Genomic DNA, 16,921 nt, shown 5'->3' on the forward strand with positions numbered 1-16,921 from the left:
CTCTAAAAGCTACTCTTACTGTCAATGGCTTTTAAATTGAATGTGTATAAAAACTTTTTTTAATATTAGGATGAAAGCGGTAAGTTTATTTGCGTTTTCAATAATTTTAGTGCTTGTACTGTGTAATGTCTGATTTGAATACCCATCTTAAAATCTGTATATGAATCAGGCATATCAATAAATGTATTAAACATTGCTATAACATTCAACGATTCAAACAAATCAAATTTATCATTTGTAGCACAAATTGCAATAGCTGGCTTGTTGTATTGTTGGGTAAGTTCTGCTATACGTATTGTTGTAGTCTCTAGAATTTGATCTTCTTCTTTCAAACCTTCTCCGAAAATAATAAGATCTGCCTGTTGAATTAAGTTTTCTAAATGTGTGATTTGATTCACTAATTCATGGCTTGTTAAAATCTCAGCTTGATAGAGACTATTTAATACAGCTGCTATACCACCTCCAGCACCACCGCGCTCGATTGGTCCCATTGCTATTTTCAATTCATTCTTAAATAATTCACTAAAATACCAAATTAAATTATCTATCTCGGCTGCTTCATTTTGAGACAGATCTAATGAATCGTATGTTTGCATGATTTCACTTTTTTTCCCATACAACCGACTTGAGAAATCTGACATTAATTGAATGTTTACCTTCGCTAATTGTGGATGAACACCTGATAAATCAATACGTCTAATATATTTTATTAAATCTGCACCTTTCCTCATATCGACAATTTGTGCTTCATCATCATAAAATCTTGCACCCAATGCTTGCAACATGCCTGCACCGCCATCAAAACTTCCTATTCCACCTAAAGAGATAACAAGATGTTCTGTATGATTGTCCAATGCTGCTTTTATAACCTCTCCCAAACCGTAACTTGATCGATGTTGAATAGGTTTTTTGCCATTTAAAAATAAGTGCCCTTCGATAATAGTCATACCACTATCCGTTTGTCCATATATTGCTTCGGTTTCTTTCATGTCAGCATCATGCGCACTCACACGATATTTATTTCCTGATTGCCAAAGAAAGACTGAATCTAATAATTCGTGACGACCGTTAAATAGTGGAACTTGAACGATATCTGCATCTTCAATTTGACTTGCTACCGCTTCTTCAACATATCTATTAGCTTGGTAACTAGAAATAATTTCATTAAATTCGTCCATGGCTACTAAAACTTTCATTGTCTTAACCACCTTATTTTTCTCTTTTCCAAAAATTATTTTAAACATACTAAAGGATGTATGAGAATAATCTATAAATCTAAGTAACAATGATTTGACATTAAAGAAATAACATATCTTCTGCATGTTCTTTATTATGTCCATTAATTATACTTATTATCACATTATACATAACTATTTTAAAATTTTCATAACATAAGAATAGCTTGCCTGTATCTGTCTAACATTGACATTTAAGGCAAGCTGCTTCATCATTTCATTCTTTTCTAATTATTCCTCAGCTTGAGCAAGTTGAGAAACGTTAATATCATCGTGATCTGCATTCCACTTCATTTCACCATCTACAAAATAAAAAGCTTGTGGTGATTCGTGTTTTACGTTTGTTTTCTCTGCGATATAATCAGATAGTTTACGCTCTTGTTGAACGATTAGATAATAACCATCTATGTCTCTTTCATATAAAAACTTATTAAATTGATCATACGCATTTGCAGAAATTGGACAAGTTTCACTGTGTTTTAATACAAAAACATATTTATTTTCTTCTAATACTTGTTCAAACTGGTCAATTGAACTCAGCTTAATAGCCATTCTATTCACCTCTAAAAATATTTATCACTTCATACTAAGCATATGCGTGAAATTTTTATCCCTAAAATCTTATCAATGGGTACAATTATACACACTCTGCTATGTAATGTTAACCATAAATTTTCAATTTTTTAAATTCAGATAGCATTTAATTTATACTTTCTTTTATTTTTTTAAATTCTCTTTTGAACGATTTATCCATTTCTGATATATCTTTTCCCTCTTTTGGCAATCGATCAACATCAATTTGAGCTAATTTTTCGCTAGTTTTAATCGTATCTACTCTCGTATCATAATAATTTTGCAAACTATAATACATCTCAATTGCATTTTTTCTAGCATTATCAACATGATTATCAGAAATATTTGTTTTATTAATATCCGTAATTTGTTTGTCAATAAGTGGTGAAATATGATCTTTGATTGCTTCTTTCGCTGAGTCAGAATCATTATTTGAAGAATTTAAATATTTTTTAGCAGTATCTTTTAATTGTTGATTATTTTCTTCTAATTTTGATTTAAGTTGACTGGCATCTTCTTTATTTTGTGCTTTATTAATGTCAGACTCCACTTCAGTTCTATTTTTCTCGAATAATTTAGTATAATCCAAAATATCTTCATTATCTTTAATTGAGCGATTACATAAATCTACAAATTCTTTTAAATCATATATAGATTTCTCTTTATTTTCAACAGTTTTTAGATAATCCTCTTTCAAGTGCTTAACTTCATTAGTATCTGCTGTTAAATGTTGAGTGGAATTTTTATATTTTTTAAACTCAGGTATCAAATAGTTATTAATATCCTGCTGAAGTGCACGAAATTCTTTTTTATTTTTATCAGTGGTAGCAGTTTTACTTAAATTATCTAACTCTTTTAATGGTATTTTATCCATAACTTTTTCTACACTGTGTTGTTTTTGATGAATTTCTTTATATTGACTTTCAAATTGTTTAATATCTCTTTTTGATTCATTTCCACAAGCAGATACAACTATGGTTAAAATGATAATTGTTATGATAAATAGTAGTTTTCTCATATTTGCACTCCTTATCACTAAACATTATACATAAACGTATTTATTATGAAAATGAATTGTGTTATAGTATGTCAGACTTTATTGTATATATTATTTTCATAAATGAGGAGTATTTCATGTACGCTAATGTTCAACCTTTTATTAAAAAAGACTCTGTGAAACAATTTACATATGAATATAACAAAGTGAAAGACGTATTGTTTACTATTTTAGATTCTCCTATTAAATACACTCAGCATATCGGTGGTACCTGTCATTTTAATTATCAAACTGAACCCATCTTAGATATACTTGTTGGTGTAAATAACTTGCACGATATTACTTCACTAGATGAAAAGCGCCTAAATTATGCTGGTTTTTATCGTTTGCACCATTCTTACAAGAAGAAAGTTGTCATGGCACGTTTTAATAATTTAAGTGAATTAAAACAAGAAGTAAGATTACATATTATTCAAATGAAAACTCCTCTTTTTAAACAATATCAAACAGTCGATCATTTATTACATAACGATAAAGCAATAGCAGAATGGTTTGCAAGTAAGAAAAATGAAATTGTGCAACATGCTAAAAAGATACGTGAATATGAGTCTCAAAAACAAAATTTGTTTGAGAAATTGTATAAGGAATCTAATTTGTTATCGTAAATACTCATAAAGTACGAAATAACCATTTTATATTTATAATCAATTCATATATCCAAATTTCGCAAATAACTTTTATAATTGATATAATAATGTTGATATTAAGAAGATGAGAAAGGATGTTCAAAACATTGAATAAAAATGACATCTTACGCGGACTAGAGTCAATTCTTCCTAAAGATATTATTAAAGTGGATGAACCTCTCAAGCGTTATACATATACAGAAACAGGAGGAAAGGCAGATTTTTATTTATCCCCTACCAAAAATGAAGAAGTCCAAGCCATCGTAAAGTTTGCCCATGAGAACAGTATACCGGTAACTTATCTAGGAAATGGGTCGAACATCATCATTCGAGAAGGTGGAATTCGAGGAATCGTCCTCAGCTTATTATCTCTCAATCATATTGAAACCTCTGATGATGCAATTATAGCAGGTAGTGGTGCAGCAATTATTGACGTTTCAAATGTTGCACGTGACCATGTATTAACCGGTTTAGAATTTGCATGCGGTATCCCTGGGTCAATTGGTGGCGCTGTATTCATGAATGCTGGTGCTTATGGTGGAGAAGTTAAAGACTGTATTGACTATGCATTATGTGTCAATGAAAAAGGTGATTTATTAAAGCTTACTACAGCTGAACTGGAATTAGACTATAGAAATAGTGTGGTACAACAAAAACATTTAGTTGTATTAGAGGCTGCTTTCACCTTAGAACCAGGTAAATTAGATGAAATTCAGGCTAAAATGGATGATCTTACTGAAAGACGTGAATCTAAACAACCACTTGAATTCCCTTCTTGCGGAAGTGTCTTCCAAAGACCACCGGGTCATTTTGCAGGTAAACTCATTCAAGATTCAAATTTACAGGGCTATCGAATTGGTGGCGTAGAAGTTTCAACTAAGCATGCTGGATTTATGGTTAATGTAGACAACGGAACAGCAACTGATTATGAAGCACTTATACATCACGTACAAAAAACAGTTAAAGAAAAATTTGATGTTGAATTGAATACTGAGGTACGTATTATAGGTGAACATCCTACAGATTAATTCTTCAAGGAGGGCACATCATTGGCAAAGGTTTATGGATCACTCATAGATAATGAAACACGATGTACACATTATTACTCATCTTTAGATGTTATTGCCATTAAATTTAAATGTTGCAACAAATATTATCCGTGTTATAAATGTCATAATGAACACGTATCTCATACAATTGAAAGATGGGCTGAAAATGAGTTTGATGAAAAAGCTATTATGTGTGGTGTTTGTAAACATGAGATGCGTATTCGTGACTATATGATGGTAGAAATGTGTCCCCGTTGTAAAGCGCATTTTAACAGTCGTTGTAAATTTCATTATCATTTATATTTTGAAGTATAAATAACTTGTTACAAAGTTTTTGAAATATTTGAGCTCCTAAAGTGAATTTTATTTAAAAATTCGTTTTAGGAGCTCTTCTTATATCAACATTCTATTCATGTATTTAAAGTTTTCTTCTTATACCATGGTTGATTTTCTCTTATTATAAGATTATTTTTCAACTTTCTCTACTACTTCATTTAATTCATCAATTTGTTTGATAGTTGTCGTTGAAGATCCTGAAGAGAAATACCATAGTTTTGGATCTAATTCGTAAATATGATTACTTTTTACTGCTTTTACATTTTTTATAACTTTATTTTTTAAAACTTGATTAGTTGTTGCTTTACCACCTACAACTGAACCACGATCCATAGCTAAAATAACATCTGGATTCTGCTTATTAATATATTCATTATTTATATTTTGACCATGTGGGCTTTTGCTAACCTTTTTATCTGCAGGTTTAAATCCTAATGTATCAAACACTAAACCACCAAATCTTCCTCCCGGTCCATATGTTGATAGTTCACCTTCGTTAACCAATAAATACATTACTTTCTTATTAAAGTCTTTAGTTTTATCTTTCATATCAGATATTTTTCTATCTAAATCTTTATTAATTTTTTTAGCTTTATCTTCTTTATCGTAGATTTTCCCTAAATTTTCTGTATTTCTTTTCATATCTTTAATTAAGTTGTCATCACTTGTACCTACATATACGACTTTAGCTTTTGGTGCAGCTTTTTTAAATTCATCTAAATTTTTCTGATTGGCTGTTCTTCCTGAAATAAAAATCACATCTGGTTTAGCTGATGCAACTTTATCAAAATTCACTTCTTTTAGATTTCCAGTATTAATATACTTATCATCTTTAAATTCATCTAAAAAATTAGGTAAAGATTGGTTATTTTCACCTTTAGGTAAGCCTTTTACTTTATCAGCCACACCTAATTCTTTCAACACATCAAGTGCCCCATAATCTAACACAACGGCATTTTTAGGATTCTTTGGTACCTTGACAGTATTAGAGATTTTTTTCTTATCACTGCCATTATTTTCTTTACCACTTGTTTCAAAACTATTCTTGATTGTTACAGTTTCTTTAGAATCACTATTATTTTTTTTCGAAGTTGAATTATTATTCGAACTATTATTACAAGCCGTTAAAACTAAAACTAGAGACAATAATAAAAATAAGACTGTTTTTTTCATATGTGCAACTCCCTAATCAAATTTATAATTTCTTTTTCGTATGGATAACCTCTTTTACTATGAGTCTCAATTTTAATTATTAAACTGAGTCAAAAGTAGTTTCATCATAATATAGACAAATACGTTGTCCCCTTATCTCTTCTATACGTACTTCCATTTCATATAAACTTTTTAAAATGTCAGACTGAATAACATTATCTTTATCATCAGCTTTAACTAGCTCACCTTGTTTAAGCGCAATGATGTCGTCTGAATAACAAGAAGCAAAGTTGATATCATGTAATACGATAATGATTGTTTTATTTAACTGACGACATAAATCTCGTAACGTTTGCATAATCTGTACTGAATGTTTCATATCTAAATTATTTAAAGGCTCGTCTAATAATATATAATCAGTATCTTGTGCTATAGTCATAGCAATATATGCACGTTGTCGCTGACCTCCAGATAGTGTTTTAATATTACGATGTTTAATTTCATTAAGCTGTAATAAGTCGAGAGCATATTCCACTTTGTCATAGTCTTCTTGCTTCATTCGACCTTTTGAATATGGAAAACGACCAAATTTAACTAGTTGCTCGATAGTTATGTTCATATCAGTGTGATTAGATTGTTTTAAAATACTTAATTTTTTAGCTAAATCGTCAGTTTTATATTCTGAAATTTCTTTGTCTTCAATCAAAATTGAACCATTCTCATAACTAAATAAGCGACTGATAGCAGATAATAATGTACTCTTACCAGCACCGTTAGGCCCTATGAGTGAAGTCAATTTTCCCTTTTTAATATCTACGCTAATATCTTTTAAAATAGGTTTATTGTCTATCGTTTTATCTAAATTTCGAATTTGAATCAATTTGCATTTCTCCTTTTGACAAGCAAATATATGAAGTAACTTCCACCAACTAAATCTACTATCAAACTGAATTCAGTTGTTGCTTCGAATAGATTTTCAACTACCCATTGCGCTATAAATAAACTAATCCAGCTGAATAATATTGTTGCCGGTAAGATAAATTTGTGTTCATAGGTCTTCATAAATTCGTGTGCTAAGTTGACAGTTAATAAGCCAAGAAATGTTACAGGACCTATTAATGCAGTAGATATAGAGACGAGTAGAGCAACCAAAATAAGAAACATACGCGTCATATTTTCATAAGAAACACCTAGATTAATTGCTTGTGCTCTACCTAACAAAAGAACATCTAAATATGGTCGAAGTATTATTGTAACCATTATTAAGATAACTAATAATATGCCTGAAACAGTTACTAATTTAGAATTTGATGCTTCAAAGCTAGCAAACATAACATTTTGAACTGCTAAAAAAGATTCAGGATTCATTATAAGTTGGAGAAAACTTGTAATACTACGGAAGAAAGTTCCTAATATTACACCAACTAGTAATATGAAGTAGACTGAAAAGTGACCTAGTTTAAATATAACTTGAAATAGCAGCAATGAAAAAAGCACCATTGCAATCAAAGTGATTAAAAAATTAAGATAGATATTTGTAACCACGGTTGCTTGTTCACCTAAAATAAAAATAGGTAAGACTTTGACAAATAAATACACAGAATCAAGTCCCATAATAGAAGGAGTTAACAATCTATTCGTAGTAATAGATTGGAAAATAACTACGGACGTTCCTATCGCTGCTCCTACTAATAATATAAGAATAAATTTTTTGAAACGGCTTTGGAATTGATATTCAAATATATCAAAATCTAAACCTACCAATAAATAAAAAATTGACATACAAATTGCCATAACGACCAGTATACTTATTTTTTTACTAGTGCTCATTTGCATAATTTTTCCTACCTTTCATCAGCAAGATTAGGAAAATAATTGTGCCAAATACACCTATCGTCAATCCAATATTAATTTCGTAAGGGTAAACAATTATTCTACCAATAATATCAGCAATTAAAACAAAAATTGCACCGAGCATAAGTGTATGTGGTAATGCATTTTTCAAATGATCGCCTCTATAGATAGATATGATATTCGGTACGATTAAACCTAAAAATGGTAATGTTCCAACAGTAACAACAACTAATGCTGTTAGCGTTGCTGTTATGAATAATGCTATTTTAATGATTTTTTCATAACTTACACCTAAATTATGACTAAAGTCTTTTCCCATACCTGCAATAGTAAAATGATTTGCAAATACAAATGCCAAAATAAGTAATGGTATTGTAAGATACAACACCTCAAAACGACCACTCGTTATAACTGCAAAGTTACCAGTTAACCAGTTCCCAATACTTTGTAAAGCGTTGGTTCTCAACGCTACAAATGTAGTAAAACTGGATAAAATGCCACCAATCATAATGCCTAAAAGTGGAACAAAGATTACATCTTTCGCACGGATAAGATTAATTAATTGGACAAATAGAAACGTTCCAACAATACTTAGGACAACAGCAAATAATAATTTGATTAAAATGTGACCATTAGGAAAGAACAACAATGACAATAAAATACCTAATTTTGCCCACTCCATAGTGCCAGCAGTCGTTGGGCTTACAAATTTATTTTGCATCATCTGTTGCATAATTAATCCTGATAAAGCTAGTGAACTACCTGAAAGTAGAATACTAACTGTTCTGGGAATTCGACTCGAAAACAAAATGTTCATTTGTTCATCACTTAAATGGAAAATATCTATTAGAGAGAGTTGACTCACCCCTATAAATAAAGAGACAATAGTTAAAATCACTAATAAAATAAATAAGGTATAACCTTTAAAAATAAATTTCACTAGTTATTCTCCTTGCTAAATATTAAAGATGTATAAGGTCAATATACGAAAGTAATGATAATGATTATCATTAACATCAATATTATAGACTCTATTTTCTTTTTTCAATAGTTTTTCATATTTTTTAGAAATTTTATAAATGTTTTATCCAGCAGTAATAATTCATCAGAATATTTTATAATACCAACTTTCATAAAAAAAGAGATTCCTACTAATTTTAATAGGAATCTCTTTAAAAGTACTATACTAATTATCAAAAACAAAGTCTTCATCACGAAGAGGCTCAACATTTAAAGCCAATGTATAGCCATCACCTTTAACAGAGAAGAAATCGTGGTTCTTTGTAGATGTATCTAGGGCATTTTCAATAATAGGATTAAACTCTCTTTCTTCGAAATATGGTTCAAAACCTAAATTCGATAATGCTTTATTTCCATTATATCGTACATAATTTAATACATCTTCAGCAAGGCCAATATCATCATATAATAAATGTGTATATGAAACTTCATTATCATAAAGTTCATTTAATAATTTATACATTTCTTGATCAGCTTTTTGTTTCTCACTTTCAGATAACTCATTACGCAGACTTTGTGCATCTAAACCTGTGAACACGCCATGTATAGATTCATCTAAAAGTATCTTACGTATAATTTCACCTGACGTAGTCATTTTTCCTTGTCCTGCGAGATATAATGGATAATAGAAGCCAGAATAGAATAGAAATGTTTCTAAGAACACACTAGAAACACGAGCAATATATTGATCATAAATCGATGCTTCTTTACCCCAAAGTTTGTGGTAATTTTCTACAATTTTATCTGATTTATATTTTAAATGTGGCTCCTCAATAACCCAAGTATCCAATAAATAATTGGTTTCGCTAGATGGTAATAATGTAGTGAAGATATGAGAATAACTTTTCGCATGGATTTGTTCCATCATAGCCATAAATGAATAAACAGCTTTCTTTCTTAAATCAGTAGTATGAAGCATGATTAATGGCATACCATCATCAGCTTGATGTGTATCTAAACCTGTTAAACCTGCAAGCGCTTTTTTAAAAGTATTTTTCTCTGAATCTGTTAATGTTTTCCAACTTGCTATATCTTTTGATACTTTAAATTCTGTTTCCACCCACATTTGTGAGATATTTTGCCGCCAGAACATATTAGTCATATCTTCTTGGGTGTTCCAATTTACCGCCTTCATTAAAATCCTCCTGTCATATTTATGTATAAAATAAAGAGTTTTGAACCAATGTAAATCTATAATTTAAAGAAATACATCGATTCATCACTCTACCCTAAAATATTTACAACTTAATTAATTAAATTGCACAACTTGTACATTCTTCCACACTTAATAATTTATTACGTGTATAGTATAAAGATTTAAGCCCTTTATGGTGTGCATAGACATATAATCTTGAAAGCTCACGTGTTGAAATTTCTGAATTAACGTAAAGTATCGTTGAAATACCTTGGTCGACGTGAGTTTGAATTGTAGCTACTAGATCAATAAGTTTCATTTGATCAGTATTAAATGCTGATTTGTAATACCACATTGTTTCTGGTGATAAAAATGGCATTGGATAAAATGTTTCCGCATTTCCATACGTACGACGTTCAATTTGGTCAACAATAGGCATAACAGAACTTGTCGCATTTTGAACATAAGAAATACTTTGAGTCGGAGCAATAGCTAATCTATAAGCGTGATAAAGTCCATATTGTTCTACTTTATTTTGCAGTTCTTTCCAATCATTTGAAGTAGGTATATCGATACCATCAAAAAGTTGACGAACCTTTTCAAATTTCGGTTCAAATTCTTGAGATGTATAGAATTCAAAATATTTACCATTTGCATAGTCTGATTGCTCAAAGTCTTGATACTTTTCTCCACGCTCTTTCGCAATTTCCATTGAACGTTCGATGGAATAATAGTTCATAATCATAAAGAATATATTAGCAAAGTCTTTCGCTTCTTCAGATTCATAGCCAATTTTATTTTTAGCTAGATATCCATGTAAGTTCATTACTCCTAGTCCAACAGAATGTAGTTCACTATTCGCTTTTTTTACGCCTGGTGCATTTTGAATATTTGCTTCATCACTTACAACTGTAAGAGCATCCATACCTGTGAACACAGAATCTCTAAATTTACCTGATTCCATAACATTCACGATATTCAACGAACCTAAGTTACATGAAATATCTCTTTTAATTTCATCTTCAGTTCCATAATCGTTGATTACTGATGTCTCTTGTAATTGGAAAATTTCAGTACATAAATTACTCATTTTAATTTGCCCAATATTTGAATTTGCATGTACTTTGTTTGCATTATCTTTAAACATAAGATATGGATAACCAGATTGTAATTGTGTTTGAGCAATCATATTTAACATTTCACGCGCGTCTTTTTTCTTTTTCTCGATATTAGGGTTTGCAACCATATCATCGTAATATTTTTCTAAATCAATATCATCTAAAGTCACACCGTATTCTTGTTTAACTGTATGAGGTGCAAACATATAGAAATCTTTACCCTCTTTTGCCAAATCAAAGAATTTAGAAGGCACAATAAGACCAGTCGAAATAGTAGATAAACGTAAATCTTCATCAGCATTCACTTTCTTAGTATCTAAAAACTCTTCAACATCGTAATGGAAAATATTTAAGTACACTGCCCCAGCGCCAGGACGTTGTCCTAATTGATCTGCATAACTAAATCCACCTTCAAGTGCCTTAGCAACAGGTAAAACACCTTTAGCTACACCTTTAATTCCTTTAATTGCTTCTCCACGTGCACGAAGTTTAGATAAATTAATGGCCACACCACCACCAATTTTACTAAGTTGTTTTGCAGTTGAATCAATGAAATTGATAGAATTTAAGCTATCGTCTACTTCTAATAAGAAACATGAAACAAGTTCTCCACGTCTTGCTCTACCTGCATTCAAGAATGTTGGTGTCGCCGGTTGATAGCGTTGTTCCACCATTGCAGAAATAAATTGTTTAGCTTGTTTAACATTACCATTCGCTAAATAAAGTGCAACGATTGCGACGTGCTGATTATAATCCTCAAGAAACTTAGTTTTATCATTCGTTTTTAAAGCATAATCTTTATAAAACTTACTTGCCGACATATAACTAGCAAATTGGAAGTGAATTGATTTTGCGTATTCAGTAATTTCACTTAATTCTGCTTCACTATATTTTTCGAAAACATTAAAATAAAAATTATTGTCAACAAGATAATGAAGTCTTTCGATTTCATCATCAAAGGAAATCATTTTATCATGGATTTCTTCAAGATACACCTTCAATGCTTCTTGATCTTTCTCTAAATTAAAGAAACCATTGTCTTTTCTCTTGGTCACTTCATTATTTAATTCAATATGATTGTATTTCTTTTCTTCCATGGTTTTCATTGAAATTGCCCACCTTATCCTTAAATTCAATAATGTCTTTATTTGTCCCTTGTACTTCAAACTTCATCATTAATGGAACTTTATATTCCTCAGAAATTGTATGGCCGGCTTTAGCGAAATTTTGTCCCCAATTTCGATTTCCACTCGCAGCAACAGCTTGTAACTGAGTATGATTTACATTTAAAAAAGATTGAACCGGCTGCGGCACCTCTCCAAATCCAATAGTGCCAGTAACTAAAATGTAGGGTTCATTAACTGATTCGTTACAATTATCTTGAGTAATTTCAAATGTATCTTTAATACCAGCACGACTAATAAATCGTCTAACATTACCAGAAAATGAATAATATACTACTTTCATTGGATCACCTTCTTTCGTCAACCATTGATTCTGCTAAAAGTAGATTAGAAATGATTAAATATCTTTAATATAATTTAAATCATCTACTTATAAAAACAGTTGAAAATAGTTACTTTTACGTAAAATTTTTTCAATCTGTAAATAGCGTTTAAAATATATAAATAACCACAATATATAGTGGTTAAAACTTAAATTTGCACTACATGATAAATTATCTTTTTAGTAGGATTTTACTATAATTGCAATATTCCCGAGATACAAGTAGTGTCAAATTGCATTAAAATGATTAAATGCTACAACGTTAGATTCTCAGTCAAACACTATATATAGTGTTTGCGCTTCTGATTTAATACTATATTCTGTGTTTCATTATACATAACTCATATCACTAATGAAAGTTAAAAATTAGTGGCAGTAACAACCTATCATTTGGAAAGTGCATCACTACGAGTTTAGTGTCATTATTTTAAAATAAAAAATTTTTTTGAGTGTCTTTACTTGCTTTTCTATTGAAATTAGACATATAGAGTTAAATGAATAGTTACGTAAATTTCTACAATAACAGATATAAATTACATTTATTAAAACATGATTCTAGCTTTTTATTAAATTGCACAACAGTTATAACAACTTCGAACACGAACGTTTGTTCGATTTTTATTATAGCTCGTTTTCATTGAATTTTCAAGAACTTATGCATAGTTAAAGTTTATATGCTAATATAATGTCGTTAATCATATAATATTGAGGCGATGATATTGAATCCGAAAGTTAAAGGTATTATTGCTATATTGATTTCAGCTGTGGGTTTTAGTTTTATGTCAGTCTTTTTTAGATTGGCCGGTGATTTACCAGTCTTTCAAAAATCTTTAGCTAGAAATTTTGTAGCCATGTTTATACCATTATTTTTTATTTATAAATATAGACAACCTATGTTTGGAAAATTAAGTAGTCAACCCCTACTCATCTCACGTTCAACACTTGGATTAATCGGTGTCTTACTTAATATCTACGCAATTGATCACATGGTATTAAGTGATGCTGATACATTAATGAAATTAAATCCTTTTTGGACAATTGTTCTTAGTTTAATTTTTTTACATGAAAAGGTACGAAAATATCAAATTACGGCGATGATTATTGCAATACTAGGGATGCTTTTAATTGTTAAACCAGAATTTTCATCATCAGTTATTCCTTCAATAGCAGGATTACTATCAGGTATTTTTGCAGCATCTGCCTACACATGTGTTAGAGCACTCAGCACTCGTGAAAAACCTTATACGATAGTGTTTTATTTTTCATTATTCTCAGTTGTAGTGCTTATACCTTTTTCAATATTTACTTATACACCTATGACAACAATTCAAATTCTTTTCTTACTCGGCGCTGGATTATCAGCAGCTGTAGGACAAATTGGTATAACATTAGCTTATAGTTTTGCTCCAGCAAAAGATATCTCCATCTTCACATATGCATCTATAATATTTACTGCATTATTTGGATTTATTCTATTTGGAGAATCACCTGATATGCTTGCAACAGTAGGATATATTGTCATTATCGGAGCAAGTTACTATATGTTTGATAAAGCAAGACGAGAAACAACTCTAAATCAAAATAATTAAAGGAGCTAGAAAATTGACACAAGGACGTCAAAAAGATGAATTAAAAGATATTACTTTATTAGGCAATCAAAATAACACTTATGAATTTGATTATAGACCGGAAGTTTTAGAAACTTTTGATAATAAGCATCAAGGTCGTGATTATTTTGTTAAGTTTAATTGTCCAGAATTCACATCACTATGCCCTATTACGGGTCAACCAGATTTTGCGACAATTTATATTTCGTATATCCCTAATATCAAGATGGTGGAATCTAAATCATTAAAGTTATATTTATTTAGTTTTAGAAACCACGGAGATTTTCACGAAGATTGTATGAATATTATTATGAATGATTTAATTAATTTAATGGACCCACACTATATTGAAGTTTGGGGTAAATTTACTCCAAGAGGTGGCATTTCCATAGATCCTTACACGAATTATGGTCGTCCTAATACAAAATATGAAAAAATGGCTGAACATCGATTAATGAATCATGACATGTATCCAGAAAAAATAGATAATCGTTAATATGTATTTCATAAAAATCTCTACTGTTATATTTGATGGTAGAGATTTTTGTTGCACTTTACTTCATTAAAGCGTATTTTATATATAGCGCGTCATTGAATAAATATAGTAATAAAATTATTGAAATTATATCATCGGATTAAATGTTACAAATTATATCAATTGATAGAATTTTCTTTTTTAAATTTTTTGAAAATTATTGAAATTTTTTTATCACAATAGTAAAATCACCTTAAAACAATTTAATAAGGTGATTTGGGCAAGAAAGGTTGGGATGATTTATGACTTCAAATAAGTCCCATGAACAAGCAGTTCAAGATATACCACAACATGGATTCTTCGGACATCCAAAAGGATTAGGCGTTCTCTTTTTCGTAGAATTTTGGGAGAGATTCAGCTATTACGGAATGAGAGCAATGCTTATTTTTTATATGTATTTTGCACTCCAGGAAAACGGACTTGGAATGGACAAAACAACAGCCATGTCTATCATGTCTGTATATGGATCATTAATTTATATGTCTTCAATTCCAGGTGGCTGGATAGCTGATAGAATTACAGGTACCCGAGGTGCCACACTAATCGGAGCTATATTAATTATTATAGGTCACATATGTTTAAGCCTTCCTTTTGCAATGGTTGGTTTATTCACTTCTATGTTCTTTATTATTGTAGGATCAGGTTTAATGAAACCAAACATTTCAAATATTGTTGGTAGACTCTATCCCGAAAACGACGTACGTATGGATGCTGGATTTGTTATCTTCTATATGTCAGTGAACATGGGTGCACTCGTTTCACCAATTATTTTACAACACTATATTGATATTAGAAATTTCCATGGTGGCTTCTTGATTGCAGCAATAGGAATGGCTCTTGGATTAGTTTGGTACTTATTATTTAACCGTAAAACTTTAGGTAGTATCGGTATGAAACCGACGAACCCATTATCTTCTTCTGAAAAGAAAAAGTATGGAACAATCATCGGAATCGTTGTTATAGCAATAGTATTAATCCTTATGATTGCTTACTTTACACATACGCTATCATTTAATCTAATCAGTAATACTGTTTTAATTTTAGGTATTGCTTTACCAATCATTTACTTTACAACAATGATTAGAAGTAAAGAAGTTACTGATACTGAAAGATCAAGAGTAAAAGCATTTATTCCATTATTCATTTTAGGTATGTTATTTTGGTCAATTCAAGAACAGGGATCTAATGTATTAAATATCTATGGTATTGAAAACTCTGATATGAAATTAAATTTATTTGGTTGGAAAACACATTTTGGTGAAGCTATTTTCCAAACTATTAACCCATTATTTATTTTATTATTTGCACCCGTTGTTACTCTTTTATGGCAAAAGCTAGGAAAAAAACAACCTAGCCTACCTATTAAGTTTGCAATTGGTACTATTTTAGCAGGCGCATCTTACATACTGATGGGAGCAATCGGTTATATCTACGGGGATACACAATTCTCAGTTAACTGGGTTATTCTTTCATACGTTATCTGTGTTATTGGTGAGCTTTGTCTCTCTCCAACTGGTAGTAGTGCAGCAGTTAAATTAGCACCTAAGGCATTTAACGCACAAATGATGAGTCTTTGGTTATTAACTAACGCTTCAGCTCAGGCCATTAACGGGACATTAGTTAAATTAATTAAACCACTTGGTCAAACCAATTACTTTATCTTCCTAGGTGTTGTTGCAACCGTGATTACGTTAATTATATTAGCGTTTATTCCTAAGATTTCTAAAGCAATGAAAGGTATTCGCTAATCATTTGACTAAAATGAGATAGAATGTAATTCCTAGAAAAATAGCCAGTAAATGAGTTTTTATAAATTCATTTACTGGCTTTTTATTTATAATACTTCGTATTGTTGGCCGGCTTTCTTAGAGGACAACTTCATCCTGTAGCCTTCAGCTTGTCCTGTTCTCTCAAGAGTCTCGCCAAAATACTTTGCGTTTATATGTAATTTTACATCGAAATACTTTAAAAATAAGGCCCTTTCGTATAATTTAATAAACATCACTAAACTAAATTAACGAGGTGCCTTATGTATAAAGAGGCTTAACTCACTCTACCAGATTGAAACTTCAGTCCTTATCCCCATAATGATATTGTTGAAACAATTCCCGATACTGA

The 16,921-nt window shown here is 30.5% G+C and carries 16 protein-coding genes and 1 pseudogene; 6 read left to right on the forward strand and 11 right to left on the reverse strand.

The window, feature by feature from the left end:
- Positions 1 to 65: 65 nt before the first annotated feature.
- From HMPREF2663_RS03950 to HMPREF2663_RS03960, 3 genes are all read right to left on the reverse strand, one after another.
- Positions 66 to 1,196 carry a glycerate kinase gene (locus tag HMPREF2663_RS03950; RefSeq protein ID WP_070592656.1) on the reverse strand — a complete coding sequence of 377 codons (1,131 nt, stop codon included), beginning with the start codon at positions 1,194 to 1,196 and terminating at the stop codon, positions 66 to 68.
- A 270-nt stretch (positions 1,197 to 1,466) separates the two neighbouring features.
- Positions 1,467 to 1,787, reverse strand: coding sequence for a bacillithiol system redox-active protein YtxJ (gene ytxJ / locus HMPREF2663_RS03955; protein WP_001829675.1), 321 nt, complete (start codon positions 1,785 to 1,787; stop codon positions 1,467 to 1,469).
- A gap of 148 nt (positions 1,788 to 1,935) precedes the next feature.
- A complete protein-coding gene (locus HMPREF2663_RS03960; protein ID WP_070845835.1) occupies positions 1,936 to 2,826 on the reverse strand; it encodes an EMYY motif lipoprotein in 891 nt (296 codons plus the stop codon).
- Between the two features lie 116 nt (positions 2,827 to 2,942).
- Here HMPREF2663_RS03960 and HMPREF2663_RS03965 point away from each other — a divergent pair, with 116 nt between their 5' ends.
- From HMPREF2663_RS03965 to HMPREF2663_RS03975, 3 genes are all read left to right on the forward strand, one after another.
- Positions 2,943 to 3,470, forward strand: coding sequence for a GrpB family protein (locus HMPREF2663_RS03965; RefSeq protein WP_070592660.1), 528 nt, complete (start codon positions 2,943 to 2,945; stop codon positions 3,468 to 3,470).
- Between the two features lie 116 nt (positions 3,471 to 3,586).
- Complete coding sequence (gene murB, locus HMPREF2663_RS03970) at positions 3,587 to 4,519, forward strand: UDP-N-acetylmuramate dehydrogenase (protein ID WP_002445929.1); 933 nt, start codon at positions 3,587 to 3,589, stop codon at positions 4,517 to 4,519.
- Positions 4,520 to 4,540: 21 nt separating this feature from the next.
- Positions 4,541 to 4,855, forward strand: a complete 315-nt coding sequence (locus tag HMPREF2663_RS03975) for a CHY zinc finger protein (RefSeq protein WP_001829567.1) — start codon at positions 4,541 to 4,543, stop codon at positions 4,853 to 4,855.
- 150 nt (positions 4,856 to 5,005) lie between these two features.
- Here the strand turns inward: HMPREF2663_RS03975 and HMPREF2663_RS03980 are convergent, their stop codons facing one another.
- The 8 genes and pseudogenes from HMPREF2663_RS03980 to nrdI all read right to left on the reverse strand — a co-directional run bounded on the left by HMPREF2663_RS03980 (position 5,006) and on the right by nrdI (position 12,622).
- The gene (locus tag HMPREF2663_RS03980; RefSeq protein ID WP_070592661.1) at positions 5,006 to 6,049 is read right to left on the reverse strand and encodes a ferrated catecholamine ABC transporter substrate-binding lipoprotein SstD; all 1,044 of its coding nucleotides are present in this window, start codon (positions 6,047 to 6,049) and stop codon (positions 5,006 to 5,008) included.
- A gap of 79 nt (positions 6,050 to 6,128) precedes the next feature.
- Positions 6,129 to 6,908: an iron ABC transporter ATP-binding protein gene (locus HMPREF2663_RS03985; RefSeq protein ID WP_001829596.1), complete on the reverse strand. Its 780-nt coding sequence runs from the start codon at positions 6,906 to 6,908 to the stop codon at positions 6,129 to 6,131.
- Positions 6,905 to 7,864 carry an iron chelate uptake ABC transporter family permease subunit gene (locus HMPREF2663_RS03990; protein ID WP_070845837.1) on the reverse strand — a complete coding sequence of 320 codons (960 nt, stop codon included), beginning with the start codon at positions 7,862 to 7,864 and terminating at the stop codon, positions 6,905 to 6,907. The genes HMPREF2663_RS03985 and HMPREF2663_RS03990 overlap by 4 nt, the downstream gene beginning before the upstream one ends.
- Positions 7,848 to 8,822, reverse strand: a complete 975-nt coding sequence (locus HMPREF2663_RS03995) for an ABC transporter permease (protein WP_002491228.1) — start codon at positions 8,820 to 8,822, stop codon at positions 7,848 to 7,850. The genes HMPREF2663_RS03990 and HMPREF2663_RS03995 overlap by 17 nt, the downstream gene beginning before the upstream one ends.
- 15 nt (positions 8,823 to 8,837) lie before the next feature.
- Positions 8,838 to 9,094: pseudogene (locus HMPREF2663_RS04000) on the reverse strand (hypothetical protein).
- A complete protein-coding gene (gene nrdF, locus HMPREF2663_RS04005) occupies positions 9,069 to 10,037 on the reverse strand; it encodes a class 1b ribonucleoside-diphosphate reductase subunit beta (RefSeq protein WP_001829597.1) in 969 nt (322 codons plus the stop codon). Before nrdF ends, HMPREF2663_RS04000 begins: the two are co-directional and overlap by 26 nt.
- Positions 10,038 to 10,155: 118 nt before the next feature.
- Positions 10,156 to 12,261, reverse strand: a complete 2,106-nt coding sequence (nrdE, locus tag HMPREF2663_RS04010; RefSeq protein WP_002457603.1) for a class 1b ribonucleoside-diphosphate reductase subunit alpha — start codon at positions 12,259 to 12,261, stop codon at positions 10,156 to 10,158.
- The gene (gene nrdI, locus HMPREF2663_RS04015; RefSeq protein ID WP_001829589.1) at positions 12,224 to 12,622 is read right to left on the reverse strand and encodes a class Ib ribonucleoside-diphosphate reductase assembly flavoprotein NrdI; all 399 of its coding nucleotides are present in this window, start codon (positions 12,620 to 12,622) and stop codon (positions 12,224 to 12,226) included. The genes nrdE and nrdI overlap by 38 nt, the downstream gene beginning before the upstream one ends.
- A gap of 752 nt (positions 12,623 to 13,374) precedes the next feature.
- Between nrdI and HMPREF2663_RS04020 the strand changes: the two genes are divergently transcribed.
- The 3 genes from HMPREF2663_RS04020 (at position 13,375) to HMPREF2663_RS04030 (ending at position 16,551) form a co-directional block, all read left to right on the forward strand.
- Positions 13,375 to 14,250 (forward strand): DMT family transporter, encoded by an 876-nt coding sequence (locus HMPREF2663_RS04020; RefSeq protein ID WP_002445920.1) that lies wholly within the window; start codon positions 13,375 to 13,377, stop codon positions 14,248 to 14,250.
- 13 nt (positions 14,251 to 14,263) lie between these two features.
- Positions 14,264 to 14,764 (forward strand): preQ(1) synthase, encoded by a 501-nt coding sequence (queF, locus tag HMPREF2663_RS04025; protein WP_002468857.1) that lies wholly within the window; start codon positions 14,264 to 14,266, stop codon positions 14,762 to 14,764.
- A 281-nt stretch (positions 14,765 to 15,045) separates the two neighbouring features.
- Complete coding sequence (locus HMPREF2663_RS04030) at positions 15,046 to 16,551, forward strand: peptide MFS transporter (protein ID WP_002476205.1); 1,506 nt, start codon at positions 15,046 to 15,048, stop codon at positions 16,549 to 16,551.
- The last annotated feature ends 370 nt before the right edge of the window (positions 16,552 to 16,921 follow it).

Source organism: Staphylococcus sp. HMSC077D08 (assembly GCF_001837945.1).
Taxonomy (GTDB): domain Bacteria; phylum Bacillota; class Bacilli; order Staphylococcales; family Staphylococcaceae; genus Staphylococcus; species Staphylococcus epidermidis.